The organism is Kitasatospora sp. CB02891 (assembly GCF_002803145.1).
GTDB lineage: Bacteria > Actinomycetota > Actinomycetes > Streptomycetales > Streptomycetaceae > Kitasatospora > Kitasatospora griseola.
In genome coordinates this window covers 170718-188075 of sequence record NZ_NNBO01000005.1, presented here as the reverse complement: position 1 = coordinate 188075, position 17358 = coordinate 170718, and the positions used below count along the sequence as shown (strand labels likewise).

The window sequence follows — 17358 nt, the reverse complement described above, 5'->3', positions numbered from 1 at the left end:
TCCGGGTCAGGAATCACCGGCGTTGACGTTCGGCGTGTGGGGCGACTCGGACGTCGGCGCGGGCGTGATCGGCTCCAGCGACACACCGATGACCGGCACAACACATGTGCGCGCAGCGGGAGTTGTCGGCATCAACGAGGCCGCCCAGGGCGTCGGGGTCGAGGGCTTCTGCGCGCAGGGCACCGGCGTCCTCGGAGTCGGCGGCGCCGACCAGCCCGGCGTCTCCGGGAAGGCGGACACCGGCCCCGGCGTCCTCGGCACCAGCACCCAGGGGCCGGGCGTCACCGGGCAGGGCGGCGGAGCATCGCCCGGCGTCTCGGGCAACGCAGCGGCCGGCCCAGGCGTGTCCGGCACCAGCGCGCAGGGCGTGGGCGTGATCGGCCAGGGTGCCGGAGCGGCCGCAGGCGTCTCCGGGCAGGCGGAAGCCGGCCCGGGCGTGCTGGGGTCGAGCGCGCACGGCGTGGGAGTGGCCGGACAAGGTGCTGACGCGTCCCCCGGCGTATCCGGGCAGGCGGACGCCGGTCCCGGCGTGATCGGCACCAGCGCGCGCGGCGCCGGTCTGTCGGGGGCGGGGACGGCTGGTCCGGGAGTGTCGGGCACCAGCACTGGCGCCCCCGGCGTGTCGGGTTCGAGCACCAGCAGTCCCGGCGTCACGGGAACGAGCCCGCCGGGGCCGGGCGTCGCCGGCACCAGCACCGGGGGCCCGGGTGTCTCGGGCACCAGCACCGGCGGGCCGGGCCTCCTGGGCACCGGCACCCCCGGGGTGGCGGGCACGAGCCCGAACGGCGTGGGGGTGACGGGCACCGCCGACCCCGGGCCGGGGGTGTCCGGCATCAGCACCGCCGGCACCGGCGTCTCCGGCATATCGGAGTCCGGGACCGCGGTGAGCGCAACCAGCACCAGTGGCTTCGGGCTCGACGCGACGAGTGAGTCGTTCGTCGCGGTGGAGGCCTTCAGCCACAACGGTGTCGGCGTCTCGGCTTCCTGTGGGCACCCGGAACCCGGGAACGGCGGCGGCGGCAGCTCACCCGACCCGCCCAACAGAGGCCCGGCCATTCGAGGCCACAGCTGGTTCGGGGCGGGCGCCGAAGGTCTCAGCGAGTACGGCGCGGGCGTGAACGCCTGGGGCTCGACCGGCCTGACGGCCAGCGGCAGCGCCCTCGGCGCGGACATCACCGGCAGCCTGCGGGTGAACGGCGTGATCGTCTCGGCCGGCAGCGCCCGCTTCGTCATCGACCACCCCCTCGACCCCACCGAGAACACCCTCACCCACGCCTTCGTCGCCTCGCCCGAACAGAAGAACGTCTACGACGGCGTCGTCACCCTCGATGACACCGGAGCCGCGACCGTCACCCTCCCGGACTGGTTCGACGCACTCAACCAGCACTTCCGCTACCAACTCACCGCCCTCGACGCCCCCGCCCCCGACCTCCACGTCAGCGCCCGGATCTCCGGCAACAGCTTCTCCGTCGCGGGCGGCCCACCCGGCGGACAGGTCAGCTGGCAGGTCACCGGCGTCCGCCTCGACAAGTGGGCACGGGCCAACCCCGTCACGCCGGTCGCCCCCAAGCCGGCGGATCAGCGCGGCCTCTTCCTCCACCCCACCGCCTTCGACCAGCCCGTCGAACGCGGCATCGGCGTCCCGCCCGTCCCCGTCCGGAACGACGTGCCGAAGGAGAGGTGAATGTGGCCCTCGGGCCGCCGGCGTCACGCGGTGTCGGCCGGCCAGGCGGCCGCGCAGAGCGCGGTGGCCACCTCCTCCTGGTAGCGGGCCGCAGCGAGCCAGGCCGTGGCGAAGGCGAGGTGGTCGGTGGTGTGCAGGCGGCCGAAGACGTCGCGTTCCTGGTCCGCCGCGGCCGCGTGGACGGCGGTGAGCAGTCGGGCGGCGGTGGCGAGGCCCGCCGACCGCAGTCGGCGGGCTTCGACGGCGGCTTGGTCGGCGCGTCCGGCCAGGGCCCGGCGGCCGCCGGTGACGGCCTGTTCGAGGGGGCGGGTCAGGAGGTGGAGGGGCGGCTGCGGGGCGAACGCGGCGGCCGGTGGCAGCATTTCGGGCCGGTCCGGCGGCAGGTCGGCGTGCTGGAGGCGTTCCAGGCCCAGGTTGATCCGGTCGCGGTACTCGGGCGGCAGGTTGAGGACCGGACCGGGCCCCGGGGCGGGGGCGGCGGCCAGCAGGCGCAGGCGCGGGTGGGTGGCGCGCTCCAGCCGGCCGACCACGCGCAGCGGCAGGCCGGGCACGGAGGCGAGGGCCGCCAGGTTGGCGGCGAACGCGAGCCGCGGGTGGTCCTGGGCGGGCAGCAGCGCCACCGTCGACCCCACGCACTCGGCGAGCAGCTGCGGGGCGGTCGACCCGGGAACGGTCCCGGGCCCGAGCACGGTGACGTCGAGGAACAGCAGGTCCGATCCGGCGGGACGCTGCTCGTGGGGGATCCGCCCCGCCGCCAGCGCTCGTTCGACCTGGGCGGGCACCGGCTCCGCCCAGAGCCGGGCGACGGACTCCTCGTCCCAGCCCGCCCCGGCGGCGCGCACGGCCCGGACCTTCGCGCCCGCGCCGAGTCGCCCGGAGTCGGTCCGGGTGGCGCCCTGGACGGCGAGTCCGGCCCGGGCGAGGTCGCGGTGCGACAGCGTCGTGTCACCGAGCCGGACCGGTCGTCCGGCCGCGGCCCCAGCGAGTTGCGCGGCCTCCGCCGGATCGGCGTGCGGGGTGACGTCGGAGACGGTGGCGAGCTGCCCGTCGCCGTCCACCACCCAGACCGTGACGCCCGCGTGGGTAGCCGACACCACCGGTTCGGCGAACAGCCCGTACAGCCGGAGCGAGCCGACCTCCCGGTACGTCTGCCGCGCCGCCGCACGTACCTGACGAGGCGTCAACAGAGTGGTGGCGTCGAGCAGTTCGCGGTGGGCGGCGGCCAGGTCGGCGAGCCGGTGGTCGGGTTCGGCGGCCCGGGCGGCGCGCAGCCGGGTGACCACCGTGGCGGCCAGCGCGGCCGGCCGGTGCAGGCCGAGCAGCCGGGCCTGGTGGGCGATCCGCAGCAGTTCGGCCTGCTGGACGCTGCCCGCGCCGCTGATGCCGGCGGCCAGCGTGTCGGCCGCGACCCGGCGCAGGCGGTCGACGGCCTCGGCCTCGGCGGGGGTGAGCGGCTCCTCGGCCGAGGCCTCGTCAACTGCGGTGTCGGGTACGGGTTCTGCCGACGTCTGCTCGGCCTGCGTCTGCTCGGCCTGCGTCTGCTCGTCGGCGGGCGCGGCCAGCGGGGCGGCCGTGACGGCGGCGGCGCGGTGCAGGCAGCCGGGGGCGAGCAGGCAGCCGCAGCGGACTTCGTCGGCCGTCCGGACGGTGCCGCCGGGGGCGTGCAGGACCAGCACCGTCTCGTCGTCGATCCGCACGCTCCAGTCGTCGCCCGTCCGGACGACCGGGCGGTCGGCGAGCTTGGCCGCCGCGCCGTCGAGCCGCTTCTGGAGGCGCGCCGACAGGGCCGACACCACCTCCGCGACCACCTCGGCGGCGACGGCGGGCCATCGGGTGTCTGTCATCGGATCTTCTCCCCCACCCAGCGGGCCAGTTCCAGCGGGCTGAGCGCCGCCACCGGCATGCCCGCGGCGACGAGTTGTTCGGCGACGGCCTTCGAGTACCGGGGTTTCCCGGTGTCGTCGAGCGCGGCGCAGCCCAGCAGGTGGCAGCCGGCGCCGACCAGCGCCCGGGTCTCGGTCAGCAGCCCGCCGAGCGGGTAGCCCTCCTCGAAGTCGCTGACCACCGCGATCAGCGTGCGGGACGGCACGGTGACCAGGTCGCGGGCGTACCGCAGGCCGGCCGCGATGTGCGTCCCGCCGCCGACCCGGACCTCCAGGAGCAGCCCCAGCGGGTCGTCCACCCGTCCGCTCAGGTCGACGACGTGGGTCGAGAAGGCCACGAAGTGCGCGGTCAGGGACGGGACTCCGGCCAGGATCGACGCGGTCAGCGCCGCCCAGACGGTGGAGGCCTCCATCGATCCGGACACGTCCACGACCAGGATCAGCCGCCAGTCGTTGGCCTGGCCGGCCCTGGTCCGGAAGACCGGCCGTTCGGGCACGATCACGGTGCCGCCGTCCGCGCCGGGCCGGGCGGTGGCGAGGTTGGCCCGGATCGTGCGGTCGAGGTCGAGCGGGCCGGCCCGGCGGCGGCTCGGCCGGGGCAGGGTGAGGCCGGTCAGGGCCGGGCGCAGGGTGGTCGCGAGCTCGCGCGACAGTTCGTCCACCAGTCGCCGGACCAGCGGGCGCAGCGCGGCGAGGCGCGCCTCGGGCAGACCGCCCGCGTGCTGGAGCACCGTGCGCAGCAGGTCGACCGAGGGACGGACGGCCTCCGGGGCGAGCGCCTCCAGGACGTCGGTGCGGCCGTGCGCCGCCGCAGCGGCGAGGACCTCCTCGCGGATGCCCGGCCCGAACAGCGCCACCAGTTCCTCGGACCACTCCCGGACGCCCGGGTACGGGGCCTCCCGGCCGCCGCGCGGGTCGCCGGTCGGGCCGGGGGCGGAGCCCTCGCCCCGACCCGCGCCGTAGAGCTCGTCGAGCGCGGCGGCGAGCCGCGCGGACCGCCCGGTCGGGCCGGGGCCGCTGCCCCGGCGGCCGAGCACCAGCCGCCAGCGGTCGGCGGGCGGGAGAGCGGCCCCGGGGGCCGGTGCCACCGGCCCGTCCGGTGCCTGCGCGGCGTCGGGCGCGTGCGCCGCGTCGGGTGTGTACGCCGCTTCGTCGGTGGCGGGCAACAGCCCGCCCGACTCCAGGATGTGACGTGCCGTCAGATCGGCCCTGGCCCAGATGGCGAGGGTGGCCGGGTCGAGCTCGGTCGGCAGGGTGTCGACGTGCGTGCCGAGACGTTCCTCGACGACGGCGAGCAGCCGGTCCCGGGCGGCGGGGCTGAGCGTGTCGAAACCGCCGCGCAGTGCGGGCAGCCGGTCCAGGAAGGCCTCGTCGGGGAGCTCGGTGACGCGTGCCAGCAGGGGTTCGAGCGCGGCCGGGGCGGCAGCGAGCAGCCCCTCGGCCGCGGTGAGCAGGCCACGCAGGGACCGGCCGAGCGCGACCCGGCTGTCCGGGGCGGTGGCGGCGTCCACCCAGGAGACGACCCGGCCGCCGAACTCGGCGGGCTCCTGGTGGCCGAGCAGCACCCGGGTCGCGCCGGCCGCACCGCGGATCAGCGGCGAGCCGTCGTCGGCCAGCAGGAGCAGCGCGTGGCCGAGCCTGATGCCGCCGTCGGCGTCGGCCCGGCGGGCGAACTCCACCAGTGCGCGGGCGTCCGCGGCGTCGTCGGAGCCCGCCAGGCCGTCGAGGCCCCGGACGGCGGCGACGGTGAGCAGCTCGGCGGCCGCGGCGGCCGGACCGAGCAGCGGCGCGGCCGCGTCGGGCCCGGCCAGGTGGCCGGCGGCGAGTCGGTCCAACAGCGCAAGGCCGTCGAGGAGTTCGGGGAGGGATGCCACCGCCGGCACCTCGTCGGCGAGTTGGTCCAGCCGGGCGGCGGTCAGGCCCGGCAGGGCGCACCCGGCGGCGGCGGCGAGACCGTCGATGATCTGCCGGGCGGTCGAACCGCCCGCCTCCCGCTCCCGACGCAGCCGTTCCCGCAGCGTCCCGTCCGCGGCCTGGGCGGGCGTCACCCCGCGCATCCCCGCGACGGTCAGCATCGCGGCGACGGCTGGCGTCCACTGCACCCGCCAACGCGAGCCGACGGCGTCGGCGCCGCCCGCACCCGTCACGGCGACCGGTTCGCCGTACGGCACGCCGCACACCTCCAGGCGACGCAGCAGCAGCTCACGACGTGCGTCCAGGCCCGAACGGTGCGGGTCCAGCCGGAGCTCGCGCGGCGACGGTTCGGCCGCGTGGGGCAGGCCGAGCTCCGCGAGCAGGGCCTCCACGGCGGGACCGAGACCGGTACGGGGCGCGGCCGGAGTCGGCCGACCGGTACGCGTCCCGACCAGTACCTCCTCCAGCGCCCGCGCCACAGCCCGCCCCCGCCCGAGCGGCTCCCCCTGCGCCAACACCGTCTGCACCGCCTCGATCAACTCCCCCCGCCCCGCCGCCGGCAGCCCCCGCAACCGCCCCAGATCCCCGGCCACCCGCACCACCTCCCGCCCATCAGCAGGCCCGGCCGGATGCCCCTGTCCACGCAACGCCGCACAGATCCGCACAGCAGTCCGAGTCAACTCCGCAGCCAGCCGCCCCGGATCCCCACCGGCGGCCAACACGGTGTGCTGCCACTCCGGATCACGGATCCCGGCGGGGTAGCCGGAACGGGCGTCGAGCAGCGGGTACGTGTAGGGAACGAGGGAGATGACGTACGGGTCAGGGCCGGCGGGTGACGCGATTGCCGTCGCCGGAACGGGTGTTGACGGCAAGTCGGTCGACGAGGGCGCGGCGCCCGGGTGCATGGCGGCAACCGACGCAGGCGCGGCCGCAGAACGTTCGGCTTTCGCCGACGACGGCATGACGGCCACCGCCGGAGGACCCGGCGGCACCGGGACAGGTGCGGGCTGCGGGACGACAGCCTCCGGCGGGGTGGCCGCCGAAGGCGCGGTGCCGGCCGAAGCAGACGGCGTGACCGACGCCGCAGCGGCGTCCGACGGCGACGTCACTGCCACCGCCGGAGGACCCGGCAACACCGGGGCAGGTGCGGGCCGCGGGACAACAGCCCCCGGCGGAATGACTGCCGAAGGCCCGGATGCCTCCACCGCCAAGGCAGTCGCCCGCTCCGGCACGGTCGCTGACGCCGGAACAACCGCCGAAGGCGCGATGCCAGCCGCAGCAGACGGCGTGGCCGACGCCGCGGCGGCGTCCAACCGCGACGCCACTGCCACCGCCGGAGGACCCGGCAACACCGAGGCAGGTGCGGGCTGCGAGACGACAGCCTCCAGCGGGGTGACCGCCGAGACCGGAATGACTGCCGAAGGCCTGGATGCCCCCACCGCCAAGGCAGTTACCTGCTCCGGCACGGTCGCTGACGCCGGAACAACCGCCGAAGGCGCGATGCCGACCGCAGCAGACGGCGTGGCCGACACCGGGCTGGCGTCCGACGGCGACGTGGTGGCCACTGCCGGAGGACCCGGCAACAGCGGGACAGGTGCGGGCTGCGGGACGACAGCCTCCCGCGGGGTGGCTGCCGAAGGCCCGGATGCCTCCACCGCCAAGGCAGTCGCCCGCTCCGACGCGGTCGCTGACGCCGGAACAGCCACCGAAGGCGCGATGCCGACCGCAGCAGACGGCGTGGCCGACGCCGCGGCGGCGTCCAACCGCGACGCCACTGCCACCGCCGGAGGACCCGGCAACACCGGGACAGGTGCAGGCTGCGGGACGACAGCCACCGAGGTGGCATCGGCCGGCGGGACAGTGGCCGACGGCCCGGTGCTCGCCGGAGACTCCGGCCCGACCGCCGCTCCCGGCACGGCCGTTGACGCGACGTCGGTCACGACGTGGGAAGACTCCGGCCCGACCGCCGCCCCCGGCGCGGCCGTTGACGCGGCGTCGGTCGCGACGTGCTGTGGCGGGTCGGCGACCGTCGCCGGCGGAGTGCCTGCCGTCCCGTCGCCGGTGAGCAGGGCCGGTGCGTGGAAGGCGCCGATGACTGCGGTGACCCGGCGGCCGTTCACCGATTCCGCGTGGATGCGGGCGCGCATCCACGACTCGCGGTGGAGGTCGAGCGGGTCGACGGTGTGGGCGTCCTGGCGGAGGGCCCAGCCGACCAGGAGGGCGGCGCGGCGGACTTCTTCCGGAGTGGAGCCGGGGGCGGGGGCTTCGACCAGGCGGTCCCACAGGTCCTCGTCGGGGCGGCCGGTGAGGCGGCGGCGGAGGGCGTCGGCGAGGCCTTGCGGGGCAGAGCCGGTGTCGCGGGTCCCGGTGGAGCGGTGGGCCAGTGGCAGGTCGCAGGCCACGACCGGCACGCCGTGGCGGGCCGCCCAGCGCAGGGCGGTCAGTTCCGGCGAGAAGTCCGCGAACGGGTAGAACGCCGGGCCGGAGCCCTCCTCGGCGGTGGCGGCGGCAAGCGCCACCGGCGCCTCGGTGCGCTCGTCGGCGAGGAGGCCGAGCCACGGCTGGAACTCCTCGGGCAGCTCGACGAGCAGCACGTCCGGCCGCGCCGCGTCGAGCAGGGCGGGCAGCACGGCCGCGATCGACGGCGCATGGTGGCGAACGCCGATCAGGTACGGCCCGGGGCCGTCCACGCCGGAACCGGCGAGCCGGGCCAGGGCCTCGGCCGGGGAAGCCCCCGACTCGGCACCGGCGGACCGACGGTCGCCGTCGGCCGCACCCGTCGATTCGAGGCGATCCACGCCGGAGCGGACGAGCGCCGCCCGGGCGTGGGCCGGGGTCGCCCCGGTCGCGGTGCCATCGGCCGTGGCCGACATGGCACCGCCGCGGACGCCGGCAAAGTCCAGCCCGAAGCAGTCCGGCTCCTCGTGGACAGGCTCGGCCGGGGTCGCCCTGGTCTCGGCGCCATCGGCCGTGGCCGACGTGGCATCGCCGCAGACGCCGGTGAAGTCCAGCCCGAAGCAGTCCGGCTCCCCGTGGACAGGCTCGGCCGGGGGCGTCCCGGTCTCGGTGTCGGTGGTCACTGTGGTCAGTCCCCCAGGGCCGGGCGGAGGTCCCAGAGGGTGCGCCAGGTGGTGGAGCCCTGTTCGGCGCGGCGGCGGACCGGGCCGTCCCAGTAGCCGAGGAGGCGGGCGGTGTCGGCGGGGTCGTCCTTGCGGACGACGCCGACGAGTTGGCCGGGGAGGCGGGCGAGGGTGTCGCCGCCGTCGAGGTAGGCGGCGGTGACGCCGAGGGCGGTGGCGACGGAGACGGCTTCGGCGGTGCTCATGACGGTGGAGGGGCGTTCGACGTCCCAGCCTTCGACGGAGCGGCCGGTGCGCAGGTCGCGGAAGGCGGTGACCAGGGCTTCCAGCACGGCGTCGTCGACCGCGTAGGGTGCGCCCGCGCGGGCGACGGCGGCGGTGGACTGGCGTCGGACGAGGTCGATCTCCGCGTCGAGGTCGCCGATCGGGCCGACGGTCTCGAAGTTGAAGCGGCGCTTCAGCGCGGCGGACATCTCGGAGACGCCCTTGTCCCGCAGGTTGGCGGTGGCGATCAGGGTGAAGCCGGGTGCGGCGTGGAGTTGGGCGTCGGGGCTGCCGGCGAGTTCGGGGACGGCGATCCGGCGCTCGGAGAGCAGCGAGACCAGGGCGTCCTGGACCTCGGGGAGGCAGCGGGTGACTTCCTCGACGCGGGCGACGGCGCCGACGGTCATCGCGGTGAGGACGGGCGAGGGCACCAGGGCTTCCCGGCTGGGGCCCTTGGCGAGCAGGAGGGCGTAGTTCCAGCCGTACTTGAGCTGGTCCTCGGTGGTGCCGGCGGTGCCCTGCACGGTGAGTGCGCTGGTGCCGCAGACGGCGGCGGCGAGGAGTTCGGAGAGCATCGACTTGGCGGTGCCGGGCTCGCCGACCAGCAGCAGGCCGCGCTCGCCGGCCAGCGTGACGACGCAGCGTTCGACCAGGGCGCGGTCGCCGACGAACTTCGGTTCGACGACCAGGCCCTTGCGGCCGTGCTTGAGCTTCTCGCCGCCGCTGCCGAGGACGAAGGTGACCACGGCGCGCGGGGTGAGCCGCCAGCCGGGCGGGCGCGGGCCGGTGTCGTACGCGGCGAGGAACTCCAGTTCGGCGGCGTACTTGTCCTCGGGCAGGACGATCTGCCGGTCGGGCGCGGTGCTCATGGTGTGGTCCTCGATCGGGTGCGTGCTCATCGGCGGCCTCGCCGGCGGGTGTTGGTGGTGAGCTGTTCGTAGCCGGGGCGGTCGCCGTCGGCGATCCGCTGCCAGGCGCGGGCGAACAGTTCGGGCGCCGGGAGGTGCGGCAGGACCGCCCGCGCGGACGGGATGGCGTACAGGCCGGCCTTCCAGACCTCGACCGGCAGGCCGGGCGACTTGGCCTCCTGCCAGCCGCCGGGCAGGAACAGGCTGCGGCCGGCCCGGGACCGCTTGGCCTCCAGCACCAGTTCGCCGGCCGCCAGTTCGGCGCGGGCGCGCTTGAGGCGGGCGGGCTTCCAGCCGGTCCAGCGGGCGGTGTTGCGGTCGGTCGGGTCGGGCAGGGCGAGCAGTTGCAGGTAGAGGGCGGCGGCGTCCTCGCCGAGGCCGAGGGCCCGGGCGGCCTCGGCGACCAGGGCGGGGGCGCTGCGCTGCGGGTCCTGCGGCCAGCCGGCCGGTTCGTCGGCGGCGGAGCCGTGGGCGGTGAGCCGGGTCAGGTCGTCGCCGAGCAGTGCCCGCAGCGCGGTCAGTCCGTTCTGCGCGTCGGGGGACGCGGCCAGGCCGGTGAGCAGGTCGAACAGCGGGTCGTCGGGGCCGCCGAGCACGGCCGGCCGCAGGTACGCGCTCTCGCCGTAGCGGCCGGGGGCCAGCACGATCGCCTCGCCGCAGGCCACCGACTCCGTGCTGCCCGCGTCGTTCTGCTCCGGCAGCCCGAAGTGGCTGCGCAGCACCGCCGGGAGCGACCGGTCGCGGACGGTGGAGTACCGCCCGAGGTCGAGCAGCAGGCCCGGGTCGGCGATGCGCGCGCGGAGCGCGGTGAGCGCCTCGGGCAGCGCCGGGCGCAGCTCGGACCCGTACGGCAGGCGGTGGGCGAGCCAGCGGAGCGCGTCGATCGCCCCGGCGAGCTTCCGGGCGTCGGCGAGGGCGGCCGGGTCGTCGGGGAGCAGGTCGACGCCGTAGTCGGTCTGGCGTACCCGCTGGGTGGTGGTGCGGGTGAGCCAGCCGGTGGTCGCCGGGTTGAGGACCTGCTCGATCGCCAGGACGGTCGTCCCGTTGACGGCGGTCTGGTCGTCCTCGGGAAGGGTGCGCAGGCGTCCGCGGCGTTCGATCCAGCGGGCCGCGGCGGCGTCCGACGCCAGGCCGGTGTGCCAGAGCTGCGCCGGGTCGGCGGGGAGCAGGGCGGCCATGAGCGCGTCCCGGTCGGTGCGGTCGACGGCGCACAGCCACTCCGTGGCGACCTTGACCTGGGCGGCCTTCAGCTCGTACCGGGCGAGTTGCTCGGCCGTGGGGAAGTCGCTCGACCAGGAGAACACCCCGGGCGGCATGGCCAGCAGCAGGATGGCGCGGGCCCGGCCGATTCCGGTGGTCGCGTCGAACTCGGCCGCCTGCTCGGGCTGCCAGGCGATCGGGCCGTGCTGGGCGAGTTGGGCGGTGAAGCGGGCGATCCAGTCGGCCGTCAGGTCGTCGCGCACCCGCCGTTCGTCGCTGATGGTGAAGTCGGCGACGGGTCCGAACCGGCCGGACGGGTCGTGGTCGATCGCCTCCCAGTGGAGGCGGAGGCCGTAGCTCTTGCAGGCCAGCACCACGACGGTGCGGTCGCCGTCGCGCAGCACCTGGCCGACCCGGGCCGCGCGGGCCTCGGACGGGTTCTGCGAGCTGTCGTGGTTCTCGACGAGGGTGACCTGACGGAGCGTCGGGCCGCGGTCGGCGAGCCAGCCGCTGGTCAGTTCGGTGAGCATCAGGGCCAGCGCGGACCGGGCCGGTTCCGCGGTGGCGGGGGCGGCGGCGGCCAGCGCGATCGGGGCGGTGCGGCCGAGCAGGTGGAGCCAGCCGTAGTAGCTGCCGCCGGAGTGGCCGCCGCCCGGCAGTTCGAGCTTGGCCGGGTCGACCGTCCAGCCGGCGGGCCGGTCCTGCGGCGGTGCGGCGAGCAGTCCGGTGACGGCGCGCAGGTGGGTGAGCACGTGCCGCTGCTCGCCGCTGCGGTTCCACCTCTGGCCGAAGCCGTCCAGGTAGCCGAAGACGTCCTGGAGTGCCTCGTGCAGCACGCCGTCCCGGCCGTGCTCGGGCCAGGGGGAGACGACGGGTGCGGCCGGGGCGGCCGGGGTCTCGGCCTCGGGCTGCGGGATCGGCGCGAACCGGGCGGCGCGGGTCGCGGTGTCGGTGGCGACCCGGGCGAGTCCGGCGACGCCGACGACCAGCAGCGGGTCGGTGAGGCCGGGCAGCACCTCGGCGACGGCCGCGACCGGGACGATCTGGCGGCGCGCGACCTGCCGGACGGTGCCCTGGATCAGCAGCAGTTCGGGGCGGGTCGGCGGCTCCAGGTCCGCGGGGTCCACCGGCCAGGCGGCGTCGAGGAGTTCGGCGGCCTGCCGGTCCGTCGTCCCGCGCAGCAGTTTCGAGCCGGCCTCGTCGCGGGGGCGCAGCGCGTGCCAGTGGTCGAGCGGCGGCACCAGGGCCGTGCCGGCGGCGTACAGCTGGCCGGGGTGCGAGGTGGTGACGTCGGCGAGCTCTTCGGCGGTGCGGCCGGAGCCGTCGACCGGGACGAGCACGATGCTGCGTTCGGCGGCGGTCAGGGCGAGGGCCGCGCCGCCGGGCAGGTCGAGCCGGCCGACCGGCCAGTGCTCGGACGTCGGCAGGGCGACGCAGCGGCCGTCGACGCCGTGGAAGGTCGCCCGGTCGGGGCCGGTGCGCAGCCAGCCGCCGAGCAGGGCGCCGTCGGTGCCGAGCGGGGTGCGCTCCAGGCCGGGCTGGAGCGGGAGCAGCCGGGACTGCAGCGGCCGGAGGGTGCCGGTCGCGTCGCCGTCGCTGCTGAACAGCGGCGGCACGGAGGCCCGGCCGTGGCTGCCCGTCAGGGGGTCGTACTCGACCAGGGCGCCGCGGCGGTACGCCCAGTGGCCGACGCCGTCGCCGATGACGGGGCGTTCGGCGGGCAGCGCGGTGTCGCCGGCGTGCAGGACCCGGCCGCCGGTGGCGCGGCCGCCGCCGGGCAGCGGCAGCGACGTCCAGCTGATGTTGTGGGGGCCGTAGTAGCCGACGTCCACGGGTTCGCCGGTCGGCGTGAACACCTGGTCGGGACGGCCGGACCAGTAGGCCCGGATGCCGCTGTCCTCCCGCCAGGCGACCAGCAGTTCGCCGTCGACGTAGCGGAGGCGGGGGCTGTGCCAGCGGGACAGGTCGGCGGGGCAGCGCAGGTCGTGCTCCAGCAGGATGCCGTCCGGGCCGACCACGACGGCCCTGTTCTTGCGGGCCAGGATCAGGGCCGGCCAGGCGTCCTCGATCTGCAGGTCGCTGCGGTTGACCCGGCCGGGGACGTGGCCGGTCCCCTCGTCCTCGTAGCCGAGGCGGCGCAGTCCCTCCTCCAGGGCGGGCCAGCCGAGTTCGTCGAGGATGCCGGCCCGGAGGGTGCGGCCGAGCAGGGCGGCGACGTCGAGTCCGGCGATCCGGGCGGCGGCGGCCGGGTTGACGTCGATGACGGCGGAGCGCACGGGGCCGAGCGCGGACAGCAGGCTCAGCGCGCCGGCCAGGCCGGTCGCGGACCGCAGTTCGTCGGCCTGCGCGTCGGCCCATTCGACGAACAGGGCCTGCAGCACCGGGTACTGGAGGGTGAGCGGGCCGACCCTGCTGCCGCCGTGCGGCCCCCAGGCAGCGGGGACGGCGCTGCGCAGTGCGTCGCGGAAGCGCGGGTCGGCCGCCACGGCCGCCAGGTCGCGGCGGCCGGGGCCGCCGTGCTCCAGCCAGGGGGCGAGGCTGACGGACACGGTGTCCGGCGGGTCGGCGACCGGGACCTGTTCGGCGAGCAGCAGGTCGAGCAGGTTGAGCGCCGTCGGATGGTTCGGGACGAGCTCGACGGGGACGCCCTCGGTGCGCAGCCGCTCGGCCATCCGGCCGGCCAGTTCGAGGGTGGCCGCGCAGGCGGGGCGGGAGCGCCAGCCCCGGTCGAGGTGGTCCGTCCAGCGCCGGAGCCAGCGGGCGGCGGGCTCCGTGCCGGTGGCCCGCGGGTCCGTCAGGAGCTGTTCGGCGCCGGACTCCTGGAGCAGCGTCAGCCAGTCGGCGTCGGTGCCGGCGTCGTCCTTCGCGCCGGTCGGGGTCGGCAGGATCTCCAGCAGCCGGGCCCGGACCGCGGCGTCCCGGCGGGCCAGGTCGATCAGCGCGCCGCGCCAGGACTTCCACACCGCGGCGGGGGTCCGGCCGACGGCGGGCGAGGACAGCAGCTCGCCGATCAGCAGCTGCTCCTGCTCCCGCTGGTCGAGCCCGGCGGCCCGGATCAGCTGCCGGGCGTCCTCGGCGATGCCCGCGTACGGGGCCATGCCCGCCGCGGAGCGCTCCGCGCACAGCTGGCGGAAGCGCTGCCAGGCGGTGCGGGCGTCGAGCCGCCCGGCGAGGTCCTTCACGTACTGGCGCAGCGCCTTGACGGTCAGTGCGCCGCCGAGCGCGAACTCCAGGAAGACGGCGCGCAGCCGTTCCTCGTCGATGGCCAGGCTGTGGGTGCGCTCGGCCTCCCGGGCCTTGCCGAAGTACGTCGCGGCGTACGTCTGGTTGCCCTGCTCCAGGAAGAGCCGGCCGACCTGTTCGCAGTAGGTGGGCAGGAAGTGCGGGACGGCGCGGCCGAGGCGGACGGCCAGTTCGTCGAAGCCCTCCTTGGCGTTGCCGGGCTTGGACTTGATCTGCCGGGCGAGGCGTTCCATCTCCTTGACCACGGCCAGCGCGTGGTGCCCGTTGGCCGGGTCGTGGACCAGCGCCCAGGCGGGGAAGCCGAGCGCCTCCTGCCGGACCTGGCCGACCTCGACGGGTTCGGCGGCGGGCGCCAGGCCCAGGAACTCCACGGCGAGGTCCTCGGCCGGGCCGAGGGCGGCGGGCACCAGGCGGACGACGGTGCGGCCGTCCAGCCCGGGGTGCCGGTAGCTGCGGGCGGTCAGCGTGTCGACGGTGCTGTCGCGGTCGTCGGCGGTGCCGACCCGGCCGACCGTCAGGACGGCGCCCGCGTCGAGCAGGTCTTCGTGGTACTGCGCGTCGGTGCGGGTGCTGTCCGTCATGCCGACTCCTCCCCTTCGATGGTGCGGCCGGCGTACAGCGCGGCGGCCATCCGCATGCCTTCGGACCAGGCCACCGGCCCCACTTCGGCGAGCGGCACGGGCCTGCCGTCGGCGCCGGTCCAGTGCAGCGAGCCGGTCTCGCACTCGTCGTACTCGTAGTAGTCGCCCACCCACAGGCGGGCCTCCGTCGGGCGGCCGTCGTCGACCAGCGGCACCACCGCGTACCCGCCGCGCACGCGGTGGCCGAGCCGCGCGCAGCGGCCGACCAGTTCGCGCAGCTCCTTGTAGCGGCCGCCGGCGTAGGTGTCGACCTGAGTGGCCGTCGGATCCAGGTCGGCGGGCCGCTGCCAGACCTCGCGGTGCAGCTGCTGGAGCTGCTGGGCGACGTCCAGCTCGACGGCGAACTCCCGCAGCTCGTCCAGGTCTTCGAGCAGCACGGGGTGCGGTATCCGGATCTCGACGTCGGTCAGGCGGACGGTGTCGCCGTCCAGGTCGACCACGCCGATGCCGCGCTCCGGGTCGGCGTCCCGCAGGAACCCCGCGACGGAGCCGTCGGCGCCCGTCACCACCAGGTCGCGCAGCACCGACCGCCAGGTCTCGTCGGCCCACACCGCGCCGATCACCGCCGCGGGCACCGGGAGCGAGCGGACCATCCACCGCTCCACCGTCGCCGCGCACTGCCGCTCGTGCGCGTCCAGCCACTCCGCGAGCCGACGCAACTGCACGACGGCCGGGTCGTCCTTGAGCTTCGCCGGCACCGTCTTCAACCGCCGGCCGGCCGCGTTCCGACACGCGACCTTCCCGTCCGGTTCCAGGGCGACCTCATAGTCGCCCGCTGTCAGCCATGCCACGTCAGAGCCCTCCCGGCCGCCGTTCCTGAGCTGGGAAGAAACGTAACCGGCAGCACCGACAGCTGATCGTCCGCCCCCGCCCGCAGACGGCGCCAGGCCCCGACCTCCCGCCCGCACGCGGGGAAGTCGGGGCCTGGCGTCACGTCAGCGCTTGGCGCTCACCGGGCGGACGTAGGTTCCGGGGTGGGTGGCACCACTCTGGTCCTGCGGGTTGGCGCCGCTCCACTGGACGGTCAGCTGCGAGGTGTCGTCCGGCGGCGTCAGCACGATCCTCTGCACCTTGAACTCGACCCCGCCGCCACCTGCGAACGGCAAGTAGTCGATGACGACGTACGCCTTGCCCCCGGGCTGCAGCGTGACCTGCTCGGCCTGCGCGCCCTGAAAACGCGGCAGGTTCCACGTCCCCCTGTCACCCCCCAGATCCACCCCCGGATACCCCTTCATAGTGCAGACCGCCCCCGACCTGTTGGTCAGCTCGATCTCCTCCGCACCCGGCGCATCCGGCGACTGCGCACCGCTCCCGCCCGCGACCGCGGCCTTCAGATCGGCAGCCGTACACTTGCGACCCCCCGGGACGGCACCCGCCTGAGTGGTCGTCGCCCTGCCACTCGCCGACGCGCTTGCCTGGCCGGCGGCCGGGGAGTTCGCCGGAACGGCCTGCGGACTGCTCGACGCGGACGCCTTGGCCCCGCCGGCCCCGCCGGCATCCGAGCCGCAAGCGGTCACACCGAGGCCCAGCACGGCCACCAGACCGACGGCGAAGGACAGTTGACGGTTACGCATGATGGTTCTCGCTCATGGTTCTGCGGCCCCGCGAACAGGACCGGTGCGGTTCTTCGTACGGCCGAACACCCGACCGGACCGCATCCTCACCAAACCCGATCAACATCCGATGAACGCCCCCCGGGGCCCGGCCGACACACAACCCACGCCGAAGGCATCACCCCTCCCCCAGCCGAAGCAAAGCGCTTCAACGCGGGCCGACCAAAACAAACTCGCCAGCAGTGACGACCAGTTGAAACCGCCCCCTCGCGCAAGACATCACCCCCGCCGAAGCGCAGCGCTTGACCCCCAGCGCAGGCCCGCTGGCCCCAACTCGCAAGCCGCAACGACCAGCTGAACCCCGCCCCTCACACCAAACCCGGCAAGGCATCGCCCCTCCCCCAGTCGAAGCGCAGCGCTCGACCCTCAAGGCAGACCCACCAACCCCACCTCGCACACCGCAGCGACCAGCTGAACCCGACCCCTCGGGTAAGACGTCACCCCCGCCGAAGCGCAGCGCTTGACCCCCAGCGCAGGCCCGCTGGCCCCAACTCGCAAAACTGCAAGGACCAGCTGAACCCGACGCCCAGCAAGACGCCATCGCCCCGCCGAAACGCGGCGCTTCCGCAGCGCAAGCCCACCAACCCCAACTAGCAAGCCGCAACGACCAGCTGAACCCCGCCCCTCGCATCGATCCCGGCAAAACGTCACCGCCCAGCCGAAACGCAGCGCTCGGCCCCCAGCGCAGGCCCACCAACCCTGACTCGCACGCCGCAATGACCAGTTGCGCCCCGCCCCTCGCATCAAGCTCGGCAAGACGTCACCGCCCGGCCGAAACGCAGCGCTCGGTCCCCAGCGCAAGCCAACCAACCCCAACTCGTATGCGGCAATGACCAGTTACACCCTGCCCCTCGCACCAAACCCAGCAAAACGCCACCGCCCCGCCGAAGCGCAGCGCTTGCTCAGCGCAGACCCACCAACCCCAACC

At 75.7% G+C, this 17358-nt stretch carries 6 protein-coding genes and 2 pseudogenes; 1 reads left to right on the top strand and 7 read right to left on the bottom strand.

The features are described 5' to 3' along the window. The first annotated feature begins 22 nt into the window (after positions 1-22). Entirely contained in the window at positions 23-1684 is a 1662-nt protein-coding gene (locus CG736_RS14065) for a hypothetical protein (protein WP_100586546.1), read from the top strand. Between the two features lie 23 nt (positions 1685-1707). On the opposite strand, the gene CG736_RS14060 is transcribed toward CG736_RS14065, so the two are convergent. From CG736_RS14060 to CG736_RS14035, 7 genes and pseudogenes are all read right to left on the bottom strand, one after another. Continuing rightward, on the bottom strand, positions 1708-3528 hold the full coding sequence (locus CG736_RS14060; RefSeq protein WP_100586545.1) for a hypothetical protein: 1821 nt from the start codon (positions 3526-3528) through the stop codon (positions 1708-1710). After that, a pseudogene (locus CG736_RS38910) lies at positions 3525-6431 on the bottom strand (DUF5682 family protein); the annotation flags it as partial. The gene CG736_RS14060 and the pseudogene CG736_RS38910, both read right to left, overlap by 4 nt. Before the next feature lie 1149 nt (positions 6432-7580). Continuing rightward, positions 7581-8354 (bottom strand): annotated as a pseudogene (locus CG736_RS38905) (DUF5682 family protein); the annotation flags it as partial. A 212-nt stretch (positions 8355-8566) separates the two neighbouring features. After that, positions 8567-9724 carry an AAA family ATPase gene (locus CG736_RS14050; RefSeq protein WP_369880194.1) on the bottom strand — a complete coding sequence of 386 codons (1158 nt, stop codon included), beginning with the start codon at positions 9722-9724 and terminating at the stop codon, positions 8567-8569. Continuing rightward, complete coding sequence (locus CG736_RS14045) at positions 9721-14757, bottom strand: hypothetical protein (RefSeq protein ID WP_100586544.1); 5037 nt, start codon at positions 14755-14757, stop codon at positions 9721-9723. The genes CG736_RS14050 and CG736_RS14045 overlap by 4 nt, the downstream gene beginning before the upstream one ends. Further along, positions 14754-15608: a DUF4132 domain-containing protein gene (locus CG736_RS14040; RefSeq protein ID WP_100586543.1), complete on the bottom strand. Its 855-nt coding sequence runs from the start codon at positions 15606-15608 to the stop codon at positions 14754-14756. The genes CG736_RS14045 and CG736_RS14040 overlap by 4 nt, the downstream gene beginning before the upstream one ends. 144 nt (positions 15609-15752) lie before the next feature. Next, a complete protein-coding gene (locus tag CG736_RS14035) occupies positions 15753-16391 on the bottom strand; it encodes a DUF4232 domain-containing protein (protein WP_100586542.1) in 639 nt (212 codons plus the stop codon). Between the last annotated feature and the right edge of the window lie 967 nt (positions 16392-17358).

What these genes read in the sequence shown, in the direction of transcription:
- CG736_RS14050 (WP_369880194.1), bottom strand. Translation starts at nt 9,724, where the DNA reads ATGAGCACGCACCCGATCGAGGACCACACCATGAGCACCGCGCCCGAC.
- CG736_RS14035 (WP_100586542.1), bottom strand. Translation starts at nt 16,391, where the DNA reads ATGCGTAACCGTCAACTGTCCTTCGCCGTCGGTCTGGTGGCCGTGCTG.
- CG736_RS14060 (WP_100586545.1), bottom strand. Translation starts at nt 3,528, where the DNA reads ATGACAGACACCCGATGGCCCGCCGTCGCCGCCGAGGTGGTCGCGGAG.
- CG736_RS14045 (WP_100586544.1), bottom strand. Translation starts at nt 14,757, where the DNA reads ATGACGGACAGCACCCGCACCGACGCGCAGTACCACGAAGACCTGCTC.